General features: G+C 62.5%; 17 protein-coding genes and 1 pseudogene. 7 read left to right on the forward strand and 11 right to left on the reverse strand.

Going from position 1 to position 18,123, the window contains the following annotated elements; all coding sequences use genetic code 11:
- Positions 1 to 3: 3 nt before the first annotated feature.
- From AB6O04_RS17895 to AB6O04_RS17920, 6 genes are read right to left on the reverse strand one after another with little or no spacing between them, the layout of a single operon-like run.
- A complete protein-coding gene (locus AB6O04_RS17895) occupies positions 4 to 1,305 on the reverse strand; it encodes a FliI/YscN family ATPase (RefSeq protein ID WP_368565622.1) in 1,302 nt (433 codons plus the stop codon).
- Positions 1,302 to 1,697, reverse strand: coding sequence for a hypothetical protein (locus tag AB6O04_RS17900; protein WP_368565623.1), 396 nt, complete (start codon positions 1,695 to 1,697; stop codon positions 1,302 to 1,304). The genes AB6O04_RS17895 and AB6O04_RS17900 overlap by 4 nt, the downstream gene beginning before the upstream one ends.
- The gene (locus tag AB6O04_RS17905; RefSeq protein ID WP_368565624.1) at positions 1,694 to 3,748 is read right to left on the reverse strand and encodes an EscV/YscV/HrcV family type III secretion system export apparatus protein; all 2,055 of its coding nucleotides are present in this window, start codon (positions 3,746 to 3,748) and stop codon (positions 1,694 to 1,696) included. Before AB6O04_RS17905 ends, AB6O04_RS17900 begins: the two co-directional genes overlap by 4 nt.
- Complete coding sequence (gene sctW / locus AB6O04_RS17910; RefSeq protein ID WP_368565626.1) at positions 3,748 to 4,857, reverse strand: type III secretion system gatekeeper subunit SctW; 1,110 nt, start codon at positions 4,855 to 4,857, stop codon at positions 3,748 to 3,750. The genes AB6O04_RS17905 and sctW overlap by 1 nt, the downstream gene beginning before the upstream one ends.
- Complete coding sequence (gene sctC, locus AB6O04_RS17915; RefSeq protein WP_368565627.1) at positions 4,841 to 6,577, reverse strand: type III secretion system outer membrane ring subunit SctC; 1,737 nt, start codon at positions 6,575 to 6,577, stop codon at positions 4,841 to 4,843. The genes sctW and sctC overlap by 17 nt, the downstream gene beginning before the upstream one ends.
- A gap of 2 nt (positions 6,578 to 6,579) precedes the next feature.
- Positions 6,580 to 7,248 carry a helix-turn-helix domain-containing protein gene (locus AB6O04_RS17920; protein ID WP_368565629.1) on the reverse strand — a complete coding sequence of 223 codons (669 nt, stop codon included), beginning with the start codon at positions 7,246 to 7,248 and terminating at the stop codon, positions 6,580 to 6,582.
- A 1,045-nt stretch (positions 7,249 to 8,293) separates the two neighbouring features.
- On the opposite strand from AB6O04_RS17920, the gene AB6O04_RS17925 reads away from it, so the two are divergent.
- Complete coding sequence (locus AB6O04_RS17925) at positions 8,294 to 8,920, forward strand: response regulator (RefSeq protein WP_368565632.1); 627 nt, start codon at positions 8,294 to 8,296, stop codon at positions 8,918 to 8,920.
- Here AB6O04_RS17925 and AB6O04_RS17930 read toward each other — a convergent pair whose 3' ends face one another.
- Positions 8,921 to 9,616, reverse strand: a complete 696-nt coding sequence (locus AB6O04_RS17930; protein WP_368565634.1) for a response regulator — start codon at positions 9,614 to 9,616, stop codon at positions 8,921 to 8,923.
- 414 nt (positions 9,617 to 10,030) lie between these two features.
- On the opposite strand from AB6O04_RS17930, the gene AB6O04_RS17935 reads away from it, so the two are divergent.
- Positions 10,031 to 10,336 carry a hypothetical protein gene (locus AB6O04_RS17935; RefSeq protein ID WP_368565636.1) on the forward strand — a complete coding sequence of 102 codons (306 nt, stop codon included), beginning with the start codon at positions 10,031 to 10,033 and terminating at the stop codon, positions 10,334 to 10,336.
- A 360-nt stretch (positions 10,337 to 10,696) separates the two neighbouring features.
- On the forward strand, positions 10,697 to 11,443 hold the full coding sequence (locus AB6O04_RS17940) for a hypothetical protein (protein WP_368565638.1): 747 nt from the start codon (positions 10,697 to 10,699) through the stop codon (positions 11,441 to 11,443).
- 722 nt (positions 11,444 to 12,165) lie between these two features.
- Here the strand turns inward: AB6O04_RS17940 and AB6O04_RS17945 are convergent.
- A complete protein-coding gene (locus AB6O04_RS17945) occupies positions 12,166 to 12,498 on the reverse strand; it encodes a hypothetical protein (protein ID WP_368565639.1) in 333 nt (110 codons plus the stop codon).
- Positions 12,499 to 12,795: 297 nt separating this feature from the next.
- Between AB6O04_RS17945 and AB6O04_RS17950 the strand changes: the two genes are divergently transcribed.
- A complete protein-coding gene (locus tag AB6O04_RS17950; RefSeq protein ID WP_368565641.1) occupies positions 12,796 to 12,957 on the forward strand; it encodes a hypothetical protein in 162 nt (53 codons plus the stop codon).
- A gap of 832 nt (positions 12,958 to 13,789) precedes the next feature.
- Positions 13,790 to 14,035, forward strand: coding sequence for a hypothetical protein (locus AB6O04_RS17955; RefSeq protein WP_368565642.1), 246 nt, complete (start codon positions 13,790 to 13,792; stop codon positions 14,033 to 14,035).
- 159 nt (positions 14,036 to 14,194) lie between these two features.
- On the opposite strand, the gene AB6O04_RS17960 is transcribed toward AB6O04_RS17955, so the two are convergent.
- Positions 14,195 to 14,788 (reverse strand): N-acetylmuramidase family protein, encoded by a 594-nt coding sequence (locus AB6O04_RS17960; protein WP_368565643.1) that lies wholly within the window; start codon positions 14,786 to 14,788, stop codon positions 14,195 to 14,197.
- Between the two features lie 17 nt (positions 14,789 to 14,805).
- The gene (locus AB6O04_RS17965) at positions 14,806 to 15,489 is read right to left on the reverse strand and encodes a hypothetical protein (protein ID WP_368565644.1); all 684 of its coding nucleotides are present in this window, start codon (positions 15,487 to 15,489) and stop codon (positions 14,806 to 14,808) included.
- A 174-nt stretch (positions 15,490 to 15,663) separates the two neighbouring features.
- On the opposite strand from AB6O04_RS17965, the pseudogene AB6O04_RS17970 reads away from it, so the two are divergent.
- Positions 15,664 to 16,400, forward strand: a pseudogene (locus AB6O04_RS17970) (hypothetical protein); the annotation flags it as partial.
- A 223-nt stretch (positions 16,401 to 16,623) separates the two neighbouring features.
- Here AB6O04_RS17970 and AB6O04_RS17975 read toward each other — a convergent pair.
- Positions 16,624 to 17,076 (reverse strand): MepB family protein, encoded by a 453-nt coding sequence (locus AB6O04_RS17975; RefSeq protein WP_368565646.1) that lies wholly within the window; start codon positions 17,074 to 17,076, stop codon positions 16,624 to 16,626.
- Between the two features lie 454 nt (positions 17,077 to 17,530).
- Here AB6O04_RS17975 and AB6O04_RS17980 point away from each other — a divergent pair, with 454 nt between their 5' ends.
- On the forward strand, positions 17,531 to 17,836 hold the full coding sequence (locus AB6O04_RS17980) for a hypothetical protein (RefSeq protein ID WP_368565648.1): 306 nt from the start codon (positions 17,531 to 17,533) through the stop codon (positions 17,834 to 17,836).
- The last annotated feature ends 287 nt before the right edge of the window (positions 17,837 to 18,123 follow it).

Consider the following 18,123-nt stretch of genomic DNA (forward strand, 5'->3'; position numbering starts at 1 on the left):
GTGTCAGCTAGCCAGCGCATACAAGTCCTGGAGCGTTGCGCTCATCGGGCTGCGCTGTTGCCGGTCTTGGCATACAAACGCCGCGATAGGTCCTTCGCGGGCAATGGCCGTGTCGTACTGCGCGTTCTCGCCGGGCCGGTACTCGCCCAAGTCGCGCATGAGCTGCATGTCGGCCAGCAGGCCCAGTGTCTGCCGCAGCCTCTGCGTGGCCTGCCGATGCTCGGGCTCAGCTAGGTCATGAAAGAGGCGGCTGGCGCTGCGCAGCACGTCGACGGCAGGAAAATGTCCGCGTCCGGCCAAGCGGCTAGACAGGTGGATATGGCCGTCGAGAAGGGATTTGACTTCCTCGCCAATGACATCACCCTCTTCCTCGTCCTCCAGCAGGACCGTGTAGAAGGCGGTGATGCTGCCCTGGCTGGTGCGACCGGGGCGCTCAAGCAGGCGCGGCAGGGCTTCAAAGACAGAGGCCGGATAGCCGCGCCGCGCCGGAGGCTCACCGGCAGCCAGCGCGACATCGCGCAAGGCCCGCGCGTATCGCGTCATGGAATCCATCATCAGCAGCACATTGGCGCCGGCCTCGCGGAAGTACTCGGCTACGCTGGTGGCGACCCAGGCGGCATTGCAGCGCGTGGCAGGAGAGCTGTCGGAGGTGGCCTGAACGATGACCGTGCTCGGCGCGTTCTCCGAGGCTCGCAGTGCCTGCACAAACGAGGCCACTTCACGCCCCCGCTCGCCGACCAGCGCGATTACATACACGTCAGCCCGCGCGCGCTCGACCAGCATTTCGCACAAGGTGGTTTTGCCTGCTCCGGCCGGGGCGAACACGCCCATGCGCTGGCCCATGCCGGTGGTGATGAGCGCGTCGATGACGCGGATGCCGGTGCTAAAAGGCGCCGTGATGGGTTGCCGGGACCGGTAGTCCATGACCGCTTGCGCCATGCTGCGCGAGGTACCCGCGGGCGCGGGCGCCGCCGGCTCCACCAGCGTGTCGACGACTCGGCCGTAGCCGTCAAGGACGCTGCCCAGTAGGTGCGGCGAAACCACGATTTCATAGGGCTGGCCGGTTGGCATCACCACCATCGCCGCCGACATCCCCTGAGTATCGCCCAGCACACTGACGGCGGCCACGCCCTCGTCGAGCGCCACGACTACGCCGCGCGCCATGACCTGGGTGCTGCCGGCATGAGCACGCAACTCGCACGCTTCGCCCACGGCCGCGTCTGGTAGGCGCGCGCGCACCATCGTACCGGCGATCGATATCGGATGAGCACCGTGGCGCAACAGGCGGGCCGGGAGCAGGCTCACTTGACTAGTTCCCTCAGATAAAGAATGCGCAGGTAGAAGCCTTCGATCGCCGCCGCCAGCTGCGCGGGCTGACTGACGCACTCGGCACGTAACGGACCGCCCACGCGCCACTGCGATTCAACGCCGCGCAGACACAGGCAATCGCTGCTCAGGTACGGCACCGGCTCGGCGACCGCCGTCAGCAGCTCGAAAGCGGAGCTGCGCAGGGCCTCGGCCGGCATTTCCGGCAACGAGCCCCACAACCACACCGCATCTTCGAGCGGGTCGATCAGAATGTCGTCGATGTCGCGAAAGTGCAGCGCGATCAGCGATTTGTCGTCGAAGTCGAACTGGCGGGGGTCGCAGCCCAGGATCTCCAGGGCTTCAATCAAAACAGCTTTCAAATTGTTCATAGCGTCCTCAGAATGTCGATGGCGACGGTGTCGGAGACTTCCGCAAACGAGATCACGTGCGTATGTGGAAGGCGGTTCTCGATGAACCGTTTGACGAAGCGTCGAATGTCGGGGGGAACCATAACCACGACGTCATGGCGGAAAGCGCCAACTTCCTGGACATGCATGACAAAGCGCCCAAGCAGCTCGTTGGCTTTGGCCGGTTCCAGATTCAAGAAGGCGGCACCTTGGCCGTGGCGGATGCCTCCGCGGATCAGCTCCTCGGTCGCCGACGACACGGCCAACACGGAAATTCGGCCGTCGCGGGCGAACCGGGCCGAGATATAGCGGGCTAGCGCCCCGCGCACATGCTCGACCAACAAGATGACGTCCTTCTCGCGCTGACCCCATTGCGCCAACGCCTCCAGAACGATCTTCATGTTGCGAATCGAGATGCCCTCGCGCAGCAGGCGCTGCAGTACCTCGGCCACACGTTGGACCGGGACATGACGATAGGTTTCCTTGACCAGCTCCGGAAACTTACCCTCAAGCTCATCCAAAACGTGCTTCGTTTCCTGTATGCCAAACAGCTCGCTGATGTTGACCAGGGCCGCCTGTGTGATCAGGCTGAGCAGTTCTTCAAACTCGTCTCGCGCCTCAAAGCCCAAGGTCCTAACCGAGACCACGTTCGAGCTTGGCACCCACCACTGCGCTCCGCCGTCGGCCGTAGCCACGCGCATCAAACCCAGCGCTTCGAGTTCCGCTGCCGGGCCCAGGACGCGGCAGTGGTCCAGCACCAGGTGCCCCGCATGAGCCGGCACCTCGTTGATGAGCACCGAGACCGCATGCGGGGTATCGCCGAAGGCGCGCACGGTCATCTGCGGCAGTTGCACGCCGGTGCCGATCTGAAAGGCCTCCTTGAGCCGCTCGGCATAGCGCCCAGCGTTCCACGCGGCAACCAGCGGCGCTGGCATCAACACAATGATCGGTACCGACTCGTGGCCGATCCGCACCGCGCCATCGAGACTGCCGACGCTATCGCTGGACCCGCGGTCCATCGTCGCGGCTTCCTCGCCGGAGCCATCTCCGCTCCTGGCAGCGCGACTGCGCCACAGAAACAGCGCGAACAGGGCCGAGGACAGCAACAGGAACACCCAGAACGGAAAGCCCGGCAGCAGCCCCAACGCCAGCACCAGGATCGCGCCCAGGCACAGCACGATATTGCTGTTGAACAGCTCGCTCAAAATGTTGGCGCCCAGGTTCTGGCGTTCGCCGCTGACCCGGGTCACCACAAAGCCAGCGCTGACGCAGATCAGCAACGCCGGGATCTGCGCCACTAGGCCGTCGCCGACGGTAAGCAAGGTGAAGGTTTTGAGCGCCTGCTCAAAGGGCATGCCGTGCTGCAGCACGCCCACGGCGATGCCACCAATCAGATTTACCAGCACGATCACGATGCCCGCGATCGCGTCGCCTTTGACGAACTTCATCGCCCCGTCATAGGAGCCATATAACTGGCTTTCGCGTTCCACGTCTGAACGGCGCTTTTGCGCCTGCTCGGCTGTAATGGCAGAGGCACGCAGATCCGCGTCAATGCTCATCTGCTTGCCCGGCATGCCGTCCAGCGAGAAGCGCGCCACCACCTCGCCGATGCGTTCGGAGCCCTTGGTAATCACGATGAACTGGACCAAGGTGACGATGCCGAAGATGACAAATCCCACTACCAGGTTGTCGGCGACGACGAACTCGCCGAAGGCTTGGACGATGTGACCGGCATCACCGTCGAGCAGGATCAGCCGCGACGTGCTCACCGATAGCGCCAAGCGCATCAGCGTGGTGAACAGGATGATCGAGGGAAACGTCGAGAAATTGAGGATGCGCTCAACGTAAAAGGAGCTGAGGAAGATGACGATCGCCACGGCCATGTTCAGACCAATGAAGACGTCCACCAGCGCGGTCGGCAGCGGCAAGATGAGCATGGCCACAACCACGGCCATGATGACCACCAGCGCCAGTTCGGGCTGGAAAAGATTGGGGAAGCGGCCGTGGGCCGTCGTGGCTTTGATCGAGCTCATCAGACGCTCACCAGCAGCCGGCGTGAACTGGTCGTGGCCAGCGATTCGCGCAGCATCGCTTGATGGACCAACGCTGCCAACTCCTCCTGGGCCTGGACCAGGTGGCCCGGCTCGGACCACAGGTTGATCGGAAAGCTGCGCAGGGCGCGCTGAAAGCGCTGCGCGATGCCGGATATCTCATCGGCCGAGCACCTCAGCCGCACCGGCGCCAGACACCCATCAAACAACTTCGCCCAACCGCCACCTTGGCGGATGATCGACAACATCTCGCCAGTCAAGGTGGGCAAATCGACGTCCAGGCGGGCCATCAACACTGGCTGCCAACACTCCTTGGTGATCACCGCATCGGCGGCCTTGAGCAGGCGCAGCTGACCAACCGAGGCCAGCATCTGGCCGAACTCGACGGCCGAGCAACTCGGATCGAGCGAATAGATGTCGGCACTGAGCGCGCCAGCGATGAATTCGACCACCGCATATCGATGGGCGAAGCCGAACACCTCGATCCATATCTCATATTGGCTGATCGGGTCCAGACCGCCGCCGAGGAAATCACGGTAGCAATCTCGCAGATCGGTGGTCAGCAACGCCGAATTGTGGGCGGCCAAGCGCGCCGGAATGGCCGCATTCAGGCCGGCTTTGACCGAACGCATAGTGCCTTGGGCACCCTGCTCTGCCATCAGTTCCTGGAGGGTTTTTTCCAGGGTCTCCTGCAATCGCTCGAGCTCCTCGTCATCGATCAGCGCTCGCAGCACCGCGACCATGTCACTCAGATCCGAGAACAACGCCTGCAGCAACGAGCGCACGTCGCCCGAATGCGGTTTGCCGGCCAACAATTGGGCTTTCAGGTCAGCGATTTTACGTTCGGCATGGTTGTCGAGTACGCGATCGACCCAGGCGGCCGCGTTTTGGCTGCTGCGCGTCTCCTCGCCCCGTCGTGAACGCGCGGTCGATACCAGCGCCGACATGTCGTCGCTCATGGAAATGGAGGTGTGCAGCACACTGGTATGCGAGTGCGCGCCTGATAGTTGCTGACCTACGGCCGCGACCGTAGGTACGGCCGGAACGATCGGAACGAGCATCTGCGGGCTGGGATTAATCGTTACGGCCATCGAGGGGCTCCTGCACGGGCGTCATCACCTCGGGAATCGCTTCGGTCCGCGCTGGACCCTCAATCGGTACCGACGTCGGCGGGGGCAGCAGCCTGCTGACTTCATCCAGACGATCGCTGGCCGGCAGGGGCAGGCGCGAGCCAATATCGCCGTGCGTCATCGCGTCGCCGCTGTCGAGCACGCGCGGCTGAATCAGGAACACTCGCACAATGCTTTCGGACAAATTGCGGCGGGTCCGAAAAGCCCCCCCCACCAATGGCAACCTCGACAACCCTGGAATTCCATCCTCGCCCTCTTCCTGGGCGCTGCGGGTATAGCCGCCCACCAACAAACTCAAGTGCTGGGGCACGCGTGCGATCGTATCGATGGAGGTGCGCGCTACCACCGGCAAGGCGCCCTCGCTGCTGGTCGGATTGGCCGCACCATCTTCGATACGCAGCTGCATTTCGACCTCGCCGTTGGCCGCCAGGCGCGGCAAGACGCTGATCAGCGTGCCGTAAGTGACCGCTTCCAGCGAAGTCACACGCTCGCCTACCAGCGGCTCATAGAAGGTGTTGTTGCTGTCAAAATGAGCTTCGACGTTCTCCTGGGTCATCAGCACCGGGCGCGAGACCACGCTGGCCGCGCCGGTTTTGACCAAGGCCGAAACCGAAGCTAGAAATTGCCCGCCATCCAAGGTGGTGACGCCGCCGCGATCCTGATTGAAGGACACCCCAATGTAGTCATTGACGTTGAGGCTACCGGACCAGTTCACGCCCAGACGGTCAACTTCGCTTTTCTTGACATCGATGATCCATAACGACATCTCGATCTGTTGCCGCGCCACGTCCATTGCGGTGACCAACTCGCGGGCTTGCCGCAGCTGCTCGCGTGTGCCGCGCAGCAGCAGACTGTTTGATTGCGGATGGGCCATGATGACCATGCCCGCGGCCGGGGCCGACACGGCCGTCGTCCGCGACGCGAGCATCGGCGTCGTTGGCGCGTCTGCGACCCCGGTGGGTTCTCCGGCATCGGCCGGACCGGCCTGCAACGTCACCTTGCCCAACTGCACTTGCGCCATCATTGCAGCCAGGACATCGGCAATCCCGGGCATAACCTCGCTTTGGCCGCGGATCCCGTAGCGACGCCCGCCAATGAAGCCGTTGTTGAGCTTTATGATCTCTACGTGCGTGGCCTCCGCGTCGGCCCCTTGGTGAATATCGTCGATGTAGTTGGCCGCGTTGATCACAGCTTCCACATAGACCGGCGGGCCGGAAACATAGAAGGTGCCGTCACCGGCAGCGCCGCGTACTGGATAGCGGCCGTCATCGAGATTGGATTGGCGCAAGAACGCCTGCAGCGAAGCCACCGAAGCCGAACGCATGCGCCCCATGGCGCTGCGGGTCTCGGAGGCGTCGTACACGTATAGCGATTGCCCGTCGCTGTACCAGATCAAGCCAAGATCCTTGCAGACCAGGTCCAGCGCCTGAGAAGACTTAGCTAAGTCAAACGTGCCTTCCAACTTCTTCTTTTGCGCCTTGGGGCTCACGATCGCTGATTGCCCGACCTTTCCGGCAACGACATTGACCAGCATCGACACGCTACCGCCGCGCGCGACAAAACCCTCTTCGCTGGGCAGATCTCGGCGCGTCAGCTGCGTGCCCTCCAAGGGAGTTTGCGCCTGAACACCAGCAACGCTGCACAGCAGGATGGCAACTGTGATGGCTCGAAGAAACATCATGCTCAATGAGTCCGGGTGATTTCGTATAAAGAGGAAGGCGAGGTGCCCGTGATGGCCTTGATCTCCGCGCAAAAGTGCGATGCGGAGGAATAGCCGTGCTCCAGCGCAAGCTGGGTGAAATTGCGGTCCGGACCGATGCCTTCCAGCAACGCGCAGGCCGCGCGGTGTACGCGCAGCCGACGCTTGAGAGACTGGCCGAAGTATTTTTTGCACAAGCGATAGAAGTGGACGTCCGACAACCCGTACTGTCGCGCCATGGCGGCAATGGAGCACTCGGAACTGCGCGCGAGGACGAAACGTACCAATTGGTAGCACTCGGTGCGGCACAGGTGCTGTGCCATATCCTCAAAACGCGGGCAGCTTTCAGCCAAGCGCTCAAGCATCCACTCGACCTGGCTGCTGGCGGTCTCGATGTCCCGCGAGCTCGCCCACGCTAGCGGAGCCGGAACTTCGCGGCGCAGCTCGCGCGCGCCGCAGACCAGGTCGTAGTAAGCCAACGCCCGTGGCAGCACGAACGGGTCGGCTTCCAAGCGCTTGAGTCCGCAGATATCGACGCCCTCGCCCATGACCAGCAGCCGTTGCCCACGCTGTAATGGCGTCGTCGGATCCACCACCACCTCAGGGCGCAGATGCGGCGTAATCACCTCAAATACGGTTGGATAGACATGCATGGAGCACCTCCAGAGTAAGCGCCAATAGCGGCAGTGAATGCGGATGCATCTGCGCAGGCGTGCAATTTACGGACAGGCACACCCAATGGAATAGCCGAAGCTGGGGGCGCGCCCCCGTCCTATCTCTTAATATTCACGGGGAAATTTCGCACGCCTTGCCAATGCATCGGAGCAAGGCCGATGCGCGGCGAGCGCACCGGCGAGATCTGAATCGCGACCAGAATCGTCGACGGGCAAGTGGCTAGGCCGGCGAGCAGCGAACCGACACAGATCTTCGAGAGTTTCCAGGACGGCATCACCCAAGCGCATTGCGGCATCCGCAAAGATGGACTAGTGCATTTGTTCGACGACGAGCGCTCACGGGTACGCTCCTGTCGATTTGGAGCGATGCGCTCATTTCGTTCACTGGCCTGCTAGGTGGTGCAGCATCCAGCCACCGGCACCGCCACTTAGGCCCCACCCCGGGATTTTCCGGCGCCGCGAGGGCGGCACTGAGCGGGCCAGAAAAAACGTCGGCGCTCCGGAATCCGAAGCAGGATGTGCACGTGATCCGGCATCAAGCGCCCTTCCTCGACCCAGCTCTCCTTCTGCTTGGCCAAACACCGGACTACCTAACCCAAGTACTTTCGCATTCAACGTACAAACGCCCTGCGCCGGCACTTCGGAATGAGCGCCTCGGAATACAGGCACTCCCCTTTTGTGAAGTTCAAAGCCTCAAATTCATACCCTAAGGCAGGGGACACTCGATAGCATCGTAGCGGCCGGCCAACCGGACCATCCCCGGATCTGGGTCACTACCGAGACGGGAAGATGATCGCCCAGTGGCCCGCCCAGAGCGGAAGGGCTCAGCGCGCGCGCCACGTTGCGCGCGCAGCCGACTCTGACGTGAGATAGCGAATATTCGCCATATTGACCGGGATACATCGCCAAGCATGCCCGATTGCAGTGGCGCATACTCCGCTGGTAGGGAGCCGGTGGCCACGACGGCCTACTGGAAACTTCCTCGCCCCAGTCATCCACCTGCATTCCCGACGAGGCCAATCACATGTACCGAGTCATTGTCGTTGATGATCACCCCATGGTTTGCGCGGCCATCAAGGCGCTACTAGAAGGCTGCGGCCAGTTCGAAGTGATCGCCGAACGCAGCAACGGCAGCGCCGGCTTGGCGGCCGTACGTGAGATGGCGCCCGACCTGCTGATCGTCGATTTGGACATTCCGATGCTAGGCGGCCTTGAGGTCATCCGCCGCGTGCGCGCCAGCGAGGGCAAGACCGCCATCGTCGTGGTCTCCGCCGCCGACGAAAGGGCCAATGGCATCCGCGTCCTGCGTATGGGCGCCAACGGCTTCGTGCACAAGGGCGGGGCCTTGAACGAGCTGATCACCGCGGCATTACTGGCGGTGCAGGGCAAGAGTTTCTTTTGCCAGGACGTGCTGGCCAATGCCGCTAACTACCCGCGCTTTGCCGGCGACGGCTCGATCGGACAACTAAGCGAGAAGGAATTCGAGGTCTTTCGTTGCCTAGCCCAAGGGCAATCCAACGTGGAGATCGCATCGCATATGTTGATCAGCAACAAAACCGTCAGCGCACACAAGCGGCGCATCATGAGCAAGCTCGGCCTGACCAACATTCGCGACTTGATCGAACTGGGCAAGAGCCAGAGCATAAGCTGATCAGTGCGGGCTCAGGCCGTGGCTGCTTGCGAAGGAGCCAAGCTCCAGCGGCGGCGGGATACCCAAGGCGCGAATGACGCGCGCTTTGTAGTTGCTGATCGCCTTCTCGGTGAGGTGCAGGTTGCGCTTGATTTGACTGACCGGCGTGCCATCAAGCAAATAGTAGAAAATATCGAGCTCGCAATCGCTCAGCTGCGCGAATTTTTGCGCCGCCGTTCCCTGCGGGGAGGTATGAAGAAACTGATCGAGCGAGGACTGGCTGACATAGCTGTGCCCGTGCGCGCACAGATCGATCGCCAGTAAGAGTTCGCGTGCGTCGGCCGATTTGTGCACGAAACTATTGGCGCCAGCACGCAATGCGCGCGCGCCCAGCAGCCACTCCGGCTGCGCGGCCGCCGCCAGGATACGCAGCGGTTTGCTCGAGGCCCGCAGACGCCGAATCAAGCCCAGCGATTTACGTAAAGGCCGGGCAATATCTACGATCACCAGATCGGGACGGTGTTCGTGCATCAGGCTCAAGGCAGCCAGCGAGCACGGAGAATCGCCCACCCATTCCAGCTCCGGACGCTGCTCGAGCAGCAGCCGCACTCCCAGCCGCGTCAGCGGCTCGCTGGAGACGATGACAACGCGCATGCTCTCGTTGAGCGTTGGCTGGTAAAGCCGAAACTGCGTGCTGGCGGCCACCGTGTCATCCATAAGCAAGAACCGAGTGAAAGGAAATTCGCATTGTTCCAACCTACCGGCCACCCTAGGCCGTGAACAGACGAAGCCATCCCGGATCGTCCGGCGAATCTTCTTTGGCTTGGGCCGCCTCCGCGCGCGCAAGGTGCGGCACTGGGGCCTGGTCACGCGCTGAGTTCAACTGGCGATGCGCTTGCCCTCGGTGCAAGGTAACCGCTCCAAGGAGTACCGCATGATGCCCCTATCTCCGCCAGCCCTGGCTCCCCTTCCGGCCTTGGCGACCGAGGACAACCCCGTCAACGCGCTGATGCTCAGTCAGCAATGGGCCGCCCTCGCCTACGCCTAGGCCTGGGCAATCGCGTGCGAGGGCGAACAGGCTTAGCATACGCCCGGCGCGCAGTCCTATGCCGCCGTGCCGACCGATGCGAGATGTCCGCGCTGGACGGCTATGGCTTGAGCCGGCGCGTTGGCGTCCCTGCCACGCCCGGACACCCGCGCTTGCCCATCGCCACCGTGCCTGCACGCCGGAGCCTGTGCAGCCATCAGCCCCAGGCCGTGGCTGCGGGCATCGCCGTGGCCGCAGCTCGGTGGTCGGTAGCGCGTTTGGACGGTGCCCCGCCGACGCGGCATGCGCACACTGAGCGCGCGAAGCGCCCAGACCCATCGCGCCTATCGGCTGCTGCGCGCCTGCTCGCCGCAGGGACTTCGCCATCGGCCGTCGATGCGACCTTGTGACCGGCGCCCTGCGGACAGCGCAGCTGCGCTTTGGCGCGGTCGGCCACGCATCCGATGGGCATCCGGCAAGACCCCCGAGGGCGCCGTGTCGAGGCGGTTCCGGCGACGCGACGAGGAAAGGTCCGAACGTCGGGATGGCAGGAAAGCAGTGGCGCGGGCGAGTCGCGCAAGGAGATGGCGCAGCCAGGCTATTCGTTCGATTTGTTCCGGGATCGTGCCCGACGATCATCGCGATTTCTCGTATTGCATACAGCGAAAGGCTTGCGCGTCACCTCCGCTACCGCCCACCTCCCTGTCGTGCACTACACTGCGGACCACCTTGGCGTGTACACGCCAGCCACCCACAAGGACCGTACGTCCATGCTTCCGATTTCCTCCGCAGTATTCGCTCCTTCAACCTCTGCCATGGCCACGCCTGCCTTCACGAGCGTAGCCCAACGCGTGCTCGATTGTCTGGACGCTGCGCCGCACTTGGGCGCGCGCACGGCCAGCGCAAAGACCTTGGCGACCGAACTGATGCGCAGCGGCTACGTGCAGGTTCCGGAGACCGAGCACGTACGATGGGACGCGGTCGCCGGCGTGCAATGGGCGATGGAACGCACCCTGGACGGCACGCAATTCATCGTGACCGCCGAAAGGGCGACCCCGTTTCGCACCCATGGCGATGATCCTCAAGCGCCAGCGCAATACGCCCGGAAGCTAGGCCTGCTGGCGCGACTGAATCGGGGCGACCCGTTGCACCTGGTGTTCTGCCAAGACGGCGTCGGCACGGCGCAGCAGGACGCTGCCTATCGACTCGATATCTTGCAACGCTACGGTCCCGACTCGGGCCTGCCGGTCCTGCAAGAACATGCGCTGCCGTGGGGCAAAGCTGACTTCCCCGATGCCGCCAGCGGGGCGTTCATTCTCGGCGGCGCAGGCAGCCCTGCCTTTGCCGTCCATGCCGCGCAGGCCCAGCACGCCGACGAAGGACGCAGCATCGAGCTGTTCTTCGGGGTCATGCCAGCATCGGGCAGCGCACTGGCGCAGAAGCTTGGATACTGGCACAGCGCCCTCAAGGATTGGTGCGGCCTAGACTGCATGGCGCCGCCCCGTCCGGTCGCTTAGCGCATAGCAAGCACCTGGAGCGGACGCGCAATCAAAAAGGGGCGTTATCATGCTTTGACGCGCGACAGCCCGTGTATTGGCTCAACAGCACCTTTAAGTAAGTCTAGTGGCCGCACGCGCAACTGACGCCAGGATGATATCGGCGGTCTCGTGCCAAACGAACGGCTTGGGGCCTGCGTTCTGGTTGTCGATGTAGACGTAGATGGACGGTTCGAGGTCGGACACACTGCTGAGCGCATTGTGCTTGCTCCACTGTTCACTGATCCGGGCCGAAAAATCGCTCGACCAGATTGAGCCAAGAGGCAGAGGCGGGCGTGAAGTGCTCGTGATAGCGCGGGCGTACCGCAAACCGTGCCCACACCTTTTCGGTCTTGCGCGTGCCGTCGTTCGATGATCAGGCGGACGTCCTGATTGGCCGCCACGGTCGCATCGATTGCCTTCAGAAACGGCCGGGGCTCGATGCTGCGATGACGCCATCTATGCTGTTCGATAACTTTGTCTGCGCGGCAACCGCGAGGTGGTGCCATACGCTTGTAGTCGTGAGTCCGGATCGCATGACACTGCTCCTGCCCCAGGATGAAGTTTAGCTGAAGTGTCCGTGTTAGCAGGATAGAACCCCTGCCATCTCCACACGCAGCAGGTTCACACCCGGAGTAGCCACGCTGAATCTTTCGAGCAGGTGATAGGTGACCTGACAAGGCCGCATTGCGGAATCAGGAAATCTATGTGTGCGCAAAGGTAGAAGGCTGATGACCAGGCAATGGTTCGTTCCCGTAGCGCAGGCCTTGTCTTTCGATTTCCAAGCAAACCAATAGTTGGATCTCGTCCAGGAAATCGCGGATTTCCTCGTTGGCGCTGGCGTCCAGGTGGCGACTGCGCATATGCGCCATCAGCATTCTAGCAAGCAGCGGAAGGAGGATGGCGCCTTCCTCGCGGCAGGCCTCCTGTAGCAGGCGAGTGAGTGTGGCCACGTCCTTTGTTGCCTTCGTGTCGGCCGCCGGGGCTGCGGGCGATCCGTTCTTACGAAAGGAAGACAATGCGAGTACGTTGGTCATGGCGACATCCTGGGCAAAGCGTGTTGTGATGGCCATTAGGTTGCTTGCAGCTCGTCGGTAAACCTATGCAACAAATACGAAACTTCCTCTTTCCTGCCACCTGTGGAATTGGTGCCGACATATCGGGCCGACCGGCCGCGACCGTCAGTGCGAGCCTGCATAGGGTGGTTGCCGCACTGCAGGTCGGATCGAGCTGCGGTTCATCAGGCAACCTGGCCTCGGCGACTATCCGCACGATGACGTACCCGCGAGGAGTCGCGTCGCCCGCATGACCGCCCTTGTGCCATCGAGGCGCGCATGGAACATCTGTATGCAAGTCCCTTCGAATGCATTGCCGGACGGCTGTGGCTACGCCTTCGTCCACCTGCGCTGCGCACTACCGGAGATCAGGTCATCGTGGCCGCACGCTTGCGCGTCGCACTTCAGGTGTCCTTCGTCAACGCGGGCCTTCAGCTCTGACGCGCCGGGACCGGCTGATCCGGGAGCCCCGCCGGCAATGGCCGATGACCCTCTGCGCGTGGGCCAGCGCCGTCGCGGATTCCGTTGCCCGACCCCCAGATTGGATTTTCTCGAAGTCATTTGGCCAGGAGCAATTTGAGCCGCTTCGGCGTACTCGGCAGCGTTGTCTACGACGGGCTCCATAGGCGGGCAGCGGTGAGCATGCATTGGCCCGCAGATGCCCATCGCCCGCGCTGCACTACCCCATGTCGCAGTGGGGTTGGCGGGTCGGGGACGTAGTGCCATCCCCAGACCGCCACGTACGGGCGGTCTGGGGATGGCGCGCAACGCTTTGCGGTGCTTGCGCCAAGCGCATACCTTCAGACGCGGTGCGTGCCCGACCGGATGGCACCTCTCGCACTGGGTGACCGCCTCCCCGCCCTCGGACACGGCGCGCGCGCCATCTGTCTTTCACTCACTAGCGAGCGCATATATGCGCGCAGGGTCTCTGCCGCTGCCGCGTGGCCGATGGGGTCAAAGGGCGTTCACAGATCAAGCTCCTCCAACGCACCCAAGGTCTCGCGAATGATGAGGTGAGCCACTGGCGCAGGTGGTGATGCCATGTCGTCGGCGCCACGCCCAGAATGACCTCATCCCGTCAAGCCAACGGCTCGGTAATCTCGTTTCTACACCCGTAACAGTGCAGGCATGGCCGCCAGGCCCAAAGTCAGACCGGCTGCAGGCGCCATCGGTTACGTGACAGCTGTGCGGCGCCGTCCTTCCCCGAGGCCAAAACGCTGAAACCATCATCGCGATGATGGAAGTCACTTGAGCGGCAGTGTTCGGCGCGGCCGTGAGCGGGGAGAGGACCGCGCTCGCGGTCACCCTGCTCGTCGGCACCGCCGTGCCGGGCACGCGCCGTGCCGGGCACGCCGACGGCGGACTTCGGCGTCACTTCGAACACCGTTACTTGCCCTGGTCGGCCGCCACGCTGGTGTCGGTCGCCTCTGGCCCGTGGGCCTTCCGTTCGCTGCGCGCAGCACCCGGGCCAATTCGTTTCACCCTCAATCAGGATCGCTGGACTGCTGAGTCGCCATAAGACGCTGTAGGTCAATGCTAGCAGTCGAGCGATCCAGTCCTACAGTACCACCCAGATCGCCGACGGCACACCGAAAACCACTGTCGCTCTCAATTTCCAGCTTCCGGCGATGGGCGCATGGCCAACATGGCTCGTGCTGTTCAGCGTCCCACCCTCAATTCACTTGCTTGTTCCCGCCTGGCCACCGTGCTGAAGGTAGGCCGCAGACAACCGGGTGTCATAGTGATTTTTCGCGTAGCCCGGCCCATTGTAGACGGTTGCAAATCCTGCCCAATCCCTCATGCGCAACGCATTTCGATACGGTGCCCGATCGATGAACTGTACAAACGCTGCCAATTGTTCTTCGGCCCCCGCCTCCTGGGCTTTCATGAAATCGAGGACCGTCAGGAAGCCACACGCAGCGAAGTTGAAACCCATCAGCTGAAATGCCCCCCAGCTGGCAGACATGAGTGCCGCGTCATGGTCCAAAGCCATAGCGGCATTCAGCCTTTTCCACTCGCCCTCCAGGGAGCCCGTATACTTGGACTTGTCCCAATGAGGGTAGCTCAGGTCTGGGGCGATTGCGTCAAAGCGGCCGCTGGTATGTTGATGAAAGATGTGCCCTTCAAACAGTACTTTGGGCTTATCGGAAGGGGGCTGAAGAAAGCCACTCCCCGCAGACTCCACGGCTGCCACTGCCTTCAAGCACGCAATATCCACGCCAATCAGTTTGGCGGATGCGGCCCACGCCGGCTCCGATATGGTTCTGTTCATCGCTGTCTCCGATTCCTTCAAGGACGGGTGGCACTGGCGTCATCCCCGGTAGATGACGGTGAGAGCCGTTGTGTACTCGGCTTCGGTTCCGCGCCGGACACAGGCAGCGGAGAGATAGATTGGCCGTTGGCGATATGGAACGAGTACTGCGCGGCCGGCAAGTACACCACCTTCTCGGGAAGATTGAACTGATAGTGGTGGAATAACGTCGCCACGATCAGGGCGCTGCCTAGTGCAGCCAAGACGATGCCGGGCGAAGATGTTCTGAGGGCCGCCTTGGCATTGTGAGCTTCTCCACTCAACGAGGTGACCGGCGTCTGTAATCGCCCGAGCACAAAGACAGCTCCGATCAGACAGAGGACCATTCCCGTTAAGAAGCCCAGATGCATCAGCGACGCTTGGCGAAGAATGACTGCGTTGACGCTCTGCGTCCGGGCTTGGAGCGTTTCGTGTTCGAGGACCACGAGGCTATTCCATCGCATCAGCTCTGCCTGGATGTCGACACTGAACCCGCCCAGCGATGTGGCCAGCCACGGCTTTGTTTCTGGTTGCGTCTTCAACTCAACCCCCATGAGGTGAATCTGGACTAGGCTACTGACGAAGAACAGAAATCCCATCGTTGCAATGGCCCTCGTCATGAACGGAAGAACCTTCAACTGCCAGCCTTCGCTCGGCGCCTCCTGGTCCATCTGCGTGCTCATGTGTCCACCCCATGTTCTGTTGGCATCGATACGGCTACGGCAGAGAAGCTAGCCTGGCATCCTGGTACGACGCTAGTACGAACTCTGGTTCAGCCACTGACCTTCCACCGACGAACAGGACCACCCAGAACTAGAAAGATTCGGCCACGCTCAGGCCCAAGGAGGTTCGTCGCCATGAAGAGGTCAAAGTTCACCTAACAGCAGTTCGCATTCGCCTTAAGCCGTCTGAGACCGGCACAAAGATCGAGAAGGCGTGCCCGAAGAGCGGCGTTACACGTTCTGCAACCGGCGCAGGAAGTCTGATGGGTTGGGCGCATCCGAGTTGCGACGGCTACTGCAACGGGAGGAAGCGAATCGCAAGCTCAAGCAACTGGTCACCGACCTAATCCTGGACAAGATCCTGCTGCAGGATGTGTTGGCAAAACGCTCTGAGGCCAACCCTGCGCAGGCAGCTAGCGTCTGATCGACGGGTATCGCGCGCGCCGCGCCTGTGCGGTGATAACGCAGTACGCCCAGATCGGTATTGCCAGTCCAACTAGAAAGGAGATGGCTCCTTGCTCAAGCCAATCGAGGAGATCGCCGCAGTCCGGGTCCGCCACGGCCTCCGGCGCACTTTTTGTTGTTGCGACAGGAGGGCCTGGCAGGTGAACCACAAGCGGGAATATCGACTGCACAAGCATGCCGGCCCAAATCTACGTAGCCCGCACCCCGGCGGCGCAACGCCGCCGCCCATCGTTTGAAGCGCCCGTTTCCGACGGCGCCAAACCAGAGTTATCCCCTCAACGCACCTAGTTCTAGTCGCTGAAACAGACGCCAGCCAGAGGATCGAAAGCTGGAGACAGGATTACAATCACGCCCTCCCCCATTCGGCCATTAGGGATAGCCCGCCGGCCGAGTACGCGGCGCAGTTCCAACCCCCAAAAGCCGAATTTTCCACTTGTGGCGGTGCTACCTCGAGGGTCCGGCCGCCGGTGAGCCCGAATCGAGCGGCCGGACGCGCCGCGAGAAACGGATCGTTACGATGTCGAATGGGCGATGCAGCCCCGAAGTGAGCGTGACGTCCCGTTGCAGCGCTCGACTCAGCCGAGCTGATCGATCAGGTTGCCGGACCTATCTTGGCGCGTGGCCGGGGCATCAGAGCTTAAAGAGCCGTCGTACGTCAGCGGGCTTGGCAGTGCCATCGACCGCCATGGGAAGGAAATGCCGGCACTGCCATCGTTGCGTGTTCACGGCTTGCTTCGAGGCGGGTTGGCTCCACGGTGGGTACACGCGCAAGGCGCGCTTGCCGCCTTGCGCCTGCCGCGACATGACTCCGTGTGAAACCAGCAATACGGAGCTGAAAACGAACTGCCCGCAGTGGTTGGGACAGAACGCGCTCACCACGACAAAGTCGACGCCATCATCAGCATCCAGTGGCGCGATCGGGCCGTCTGGCGCTGGCCGCTTCCACACCGTCACGAACTGGCCGGTCTTCTTCGAGGTCGTCTTTGCAACACGATAGACGATCAGGCGACCGTCGAGCTCAAAACGCAAAGCGCTGTAGTCGGCCCCTTCGGCCTCACGCCAAGGGTCGCCCGTCAGCTTCATTCCCGCTGGCTCATACAAATTGCGTATGACGTCAATGAGAGGGAATGGCAAGCTATTGGTGGGAGTTGCGATCATGTGCGATGACGATGCTCAAGTGACAATACCGGAAGCGATTATGGCTCCCCCTGCGGGTTGACACAGGAAGCGGCGCGCATTGAAAGGGGCCAAAGCCACCACCGAGGATGGTTATGCGCTGGACGTGCGACAGTGCGCCCGTGTGGGCGCGTTGCAGCCGGGCTACCGTGGCGCTGGCGACGGGGCGATGCCGTCGTGGCGTCGATGGAACTGCACAGCGAACACGATCAGGTGACGCTGATCTACCGGTATTCTCGCGACGATCACGTCTGGCAAGACACGCGATATCCGGTGCGGCTCGTGCGCACGCCCTGTCATCTGGGCGGCGCACGTCCGTGGTTTCTGTGCCCGGCGCGTGGGTGCGGGCGGCGCGTGGCGCGTGGCCTGGTTGTACCTGCGCAGCGGCATTTTCGCCTGCCGGCAGTGCCAGCAACTGGCGTACGCGAGTGCGCGGGACGATGCCGATGGCCGAGCGCGGCGGGCGGACCGACTGCGGACCCGCTTGGGGTGGGCGCCGGGCATCCTCAATGACCCGGGTGGTAAACCGAAATGGATGCGCTGGCGCACTTTCGCGCGGCTGGTCGCGCAACACGACGCGCTGGCACAGCGGGCGATGGCAGGAATACTAGCGCGGCTTGGCGTCATGGATGCCGGGCTATGCCGCATCCAGCGGCGGTTGCGGTGAGACGGCCGCGGCCAGCAAGCCCGCCGGAGTGGCAAAAAAAGCGTTGCGAACCGTCCGCGATCGGCTTGGGGACAAGGAGGGTTCAGTGCCGGCCGCGTCCCGGTCTGGCGGTGGCCGACCGAGCGATGATCGGGTCTTCCGCATCCCGCCCTCCGCTTCCTTGAAAGGTGCGTACAGGCGCTACGTGGTGGCGAGCCTCCAAGTAGCGTTGGACCAGCGGTCCAAAGACCCGGTTGTGCAACTCATTCAAAGCCGCCTGCCCGGCCTGACTCATGGCTCCCGCGTCC

Source organism: Pseudoxanthomonas sp. UTMC 1351 (assembly GCF_040948865.1).
Classification (GTDB): domain Bacteria; phylum Pseudomonadota; class Gammaproteobacteria; order Xanthomonadales; family Xanthomonadaceae; genus Pseudoxanthomonas_A.

Excerpts from the sequence above, each read along its gene's own strand:
- sctC (WP_368565627.1), bottom strand. The coding sequence starts at position 6,577 with ATGATGTTTCTTCGAGCCATCACAGTTGCCATCCTGCTGTGCAGCGTT.
- AB6O04_RS17920 (WP_368565629.1), bottom strand. The coding sequence starts at position 7,248 with ATGCATGTCTATCCAACCGTATTTGAGGTGATTACGCCGCATCTGCGC.
- AB6O04_RS17925 (WP_368565632.1), top strand. The coding sequence starts at position 8,294 with ATGTACCGAGTCATTGTCGTTGATGATCACCCCATGGTTTGCGCGGCC.
- AB6O04_RS17975 (WP_368565646.1), bottom strand. The coding sequence starts at position 17,076 with ATGAAGCTGACGGGCGACCCTTGGCGTGAGGCCGAAGGGGCCGACTAC.
- AB6O04_RS17900 (WP_368565623.1), bottom strand. The coding sequence starts at position 1,697 with ATGAACAATTTGAAAGCTGTTTTGATTGAAGCCCTGGAGATCCTGGGC.
- AB6O04_RS17960 (WP_368565643.1), bottom strand. The coding sequence starts at position 14,788 with ATGAACAGAACCATATCGGAGCCGGCGTGGGCCGCATCCGCCAAACTG.
- sctW (WP_368565626.1), bottom strand. The coding sequence starts at position 4,857 with ATGGCCGTAACGATTAATCCCAGCCCGCAGATGCTCGTTCCGATCGTT.
- AB6O04_RS17945 (WP_368565639.1), bottom strand. The coding sequence starts at position 12,498 with ATGACCAACGTACTCGCATTGTCTTCCTTTCGTAAGAACGGATCGCCC.
- AB6O04_RS17940 (WP_368565638.1), top strand. The coding sequence starts at position 10,697 with ATGCTTCCGATTTCCTCCGCAGTATTCGCTCCTTCAACCTCTGCCATG.
- AB6O04_RS17935 (WP_368565636.1), top strand. The coding sequence starts at position 10,031 with ATGTCCGCGCTGGACGGCTATGGCTTGAGCCGGCGCGTTGGCGTCCCT.
- AB6O04_RS17930 (WP_368565634.1), bottom strand. The coding sequence starts at position 9,616 with ATGGATGACACGGTGGCCGCCAGCACGCAGTTTCGGCTTTACCAGCCA.
- AB6O04_RS17905 (WP_368565624.1), bottom strand. The coding sequence starts at position 3,748 with ATGAGCTCGATCAAAGCCACGACGGCCCACGGCCGCTTCCCCAATCTT.
- AB6O04_RS17965 (WP_368565644.1), bottom strand. The coding sequence starts at position 15,489 with ATGAGCACGCAGATGGACCAGGAGGCGCCGAGCGAAGGCTGGCAGTTG.
- AB6O04_RS17950 (WP_368565641.1), top strand. The coding sequence starts at position 12,796 with ATGGAACATCTGTATGCAAGTCCCTTCGAATGCATTGCCGGACGGCTG.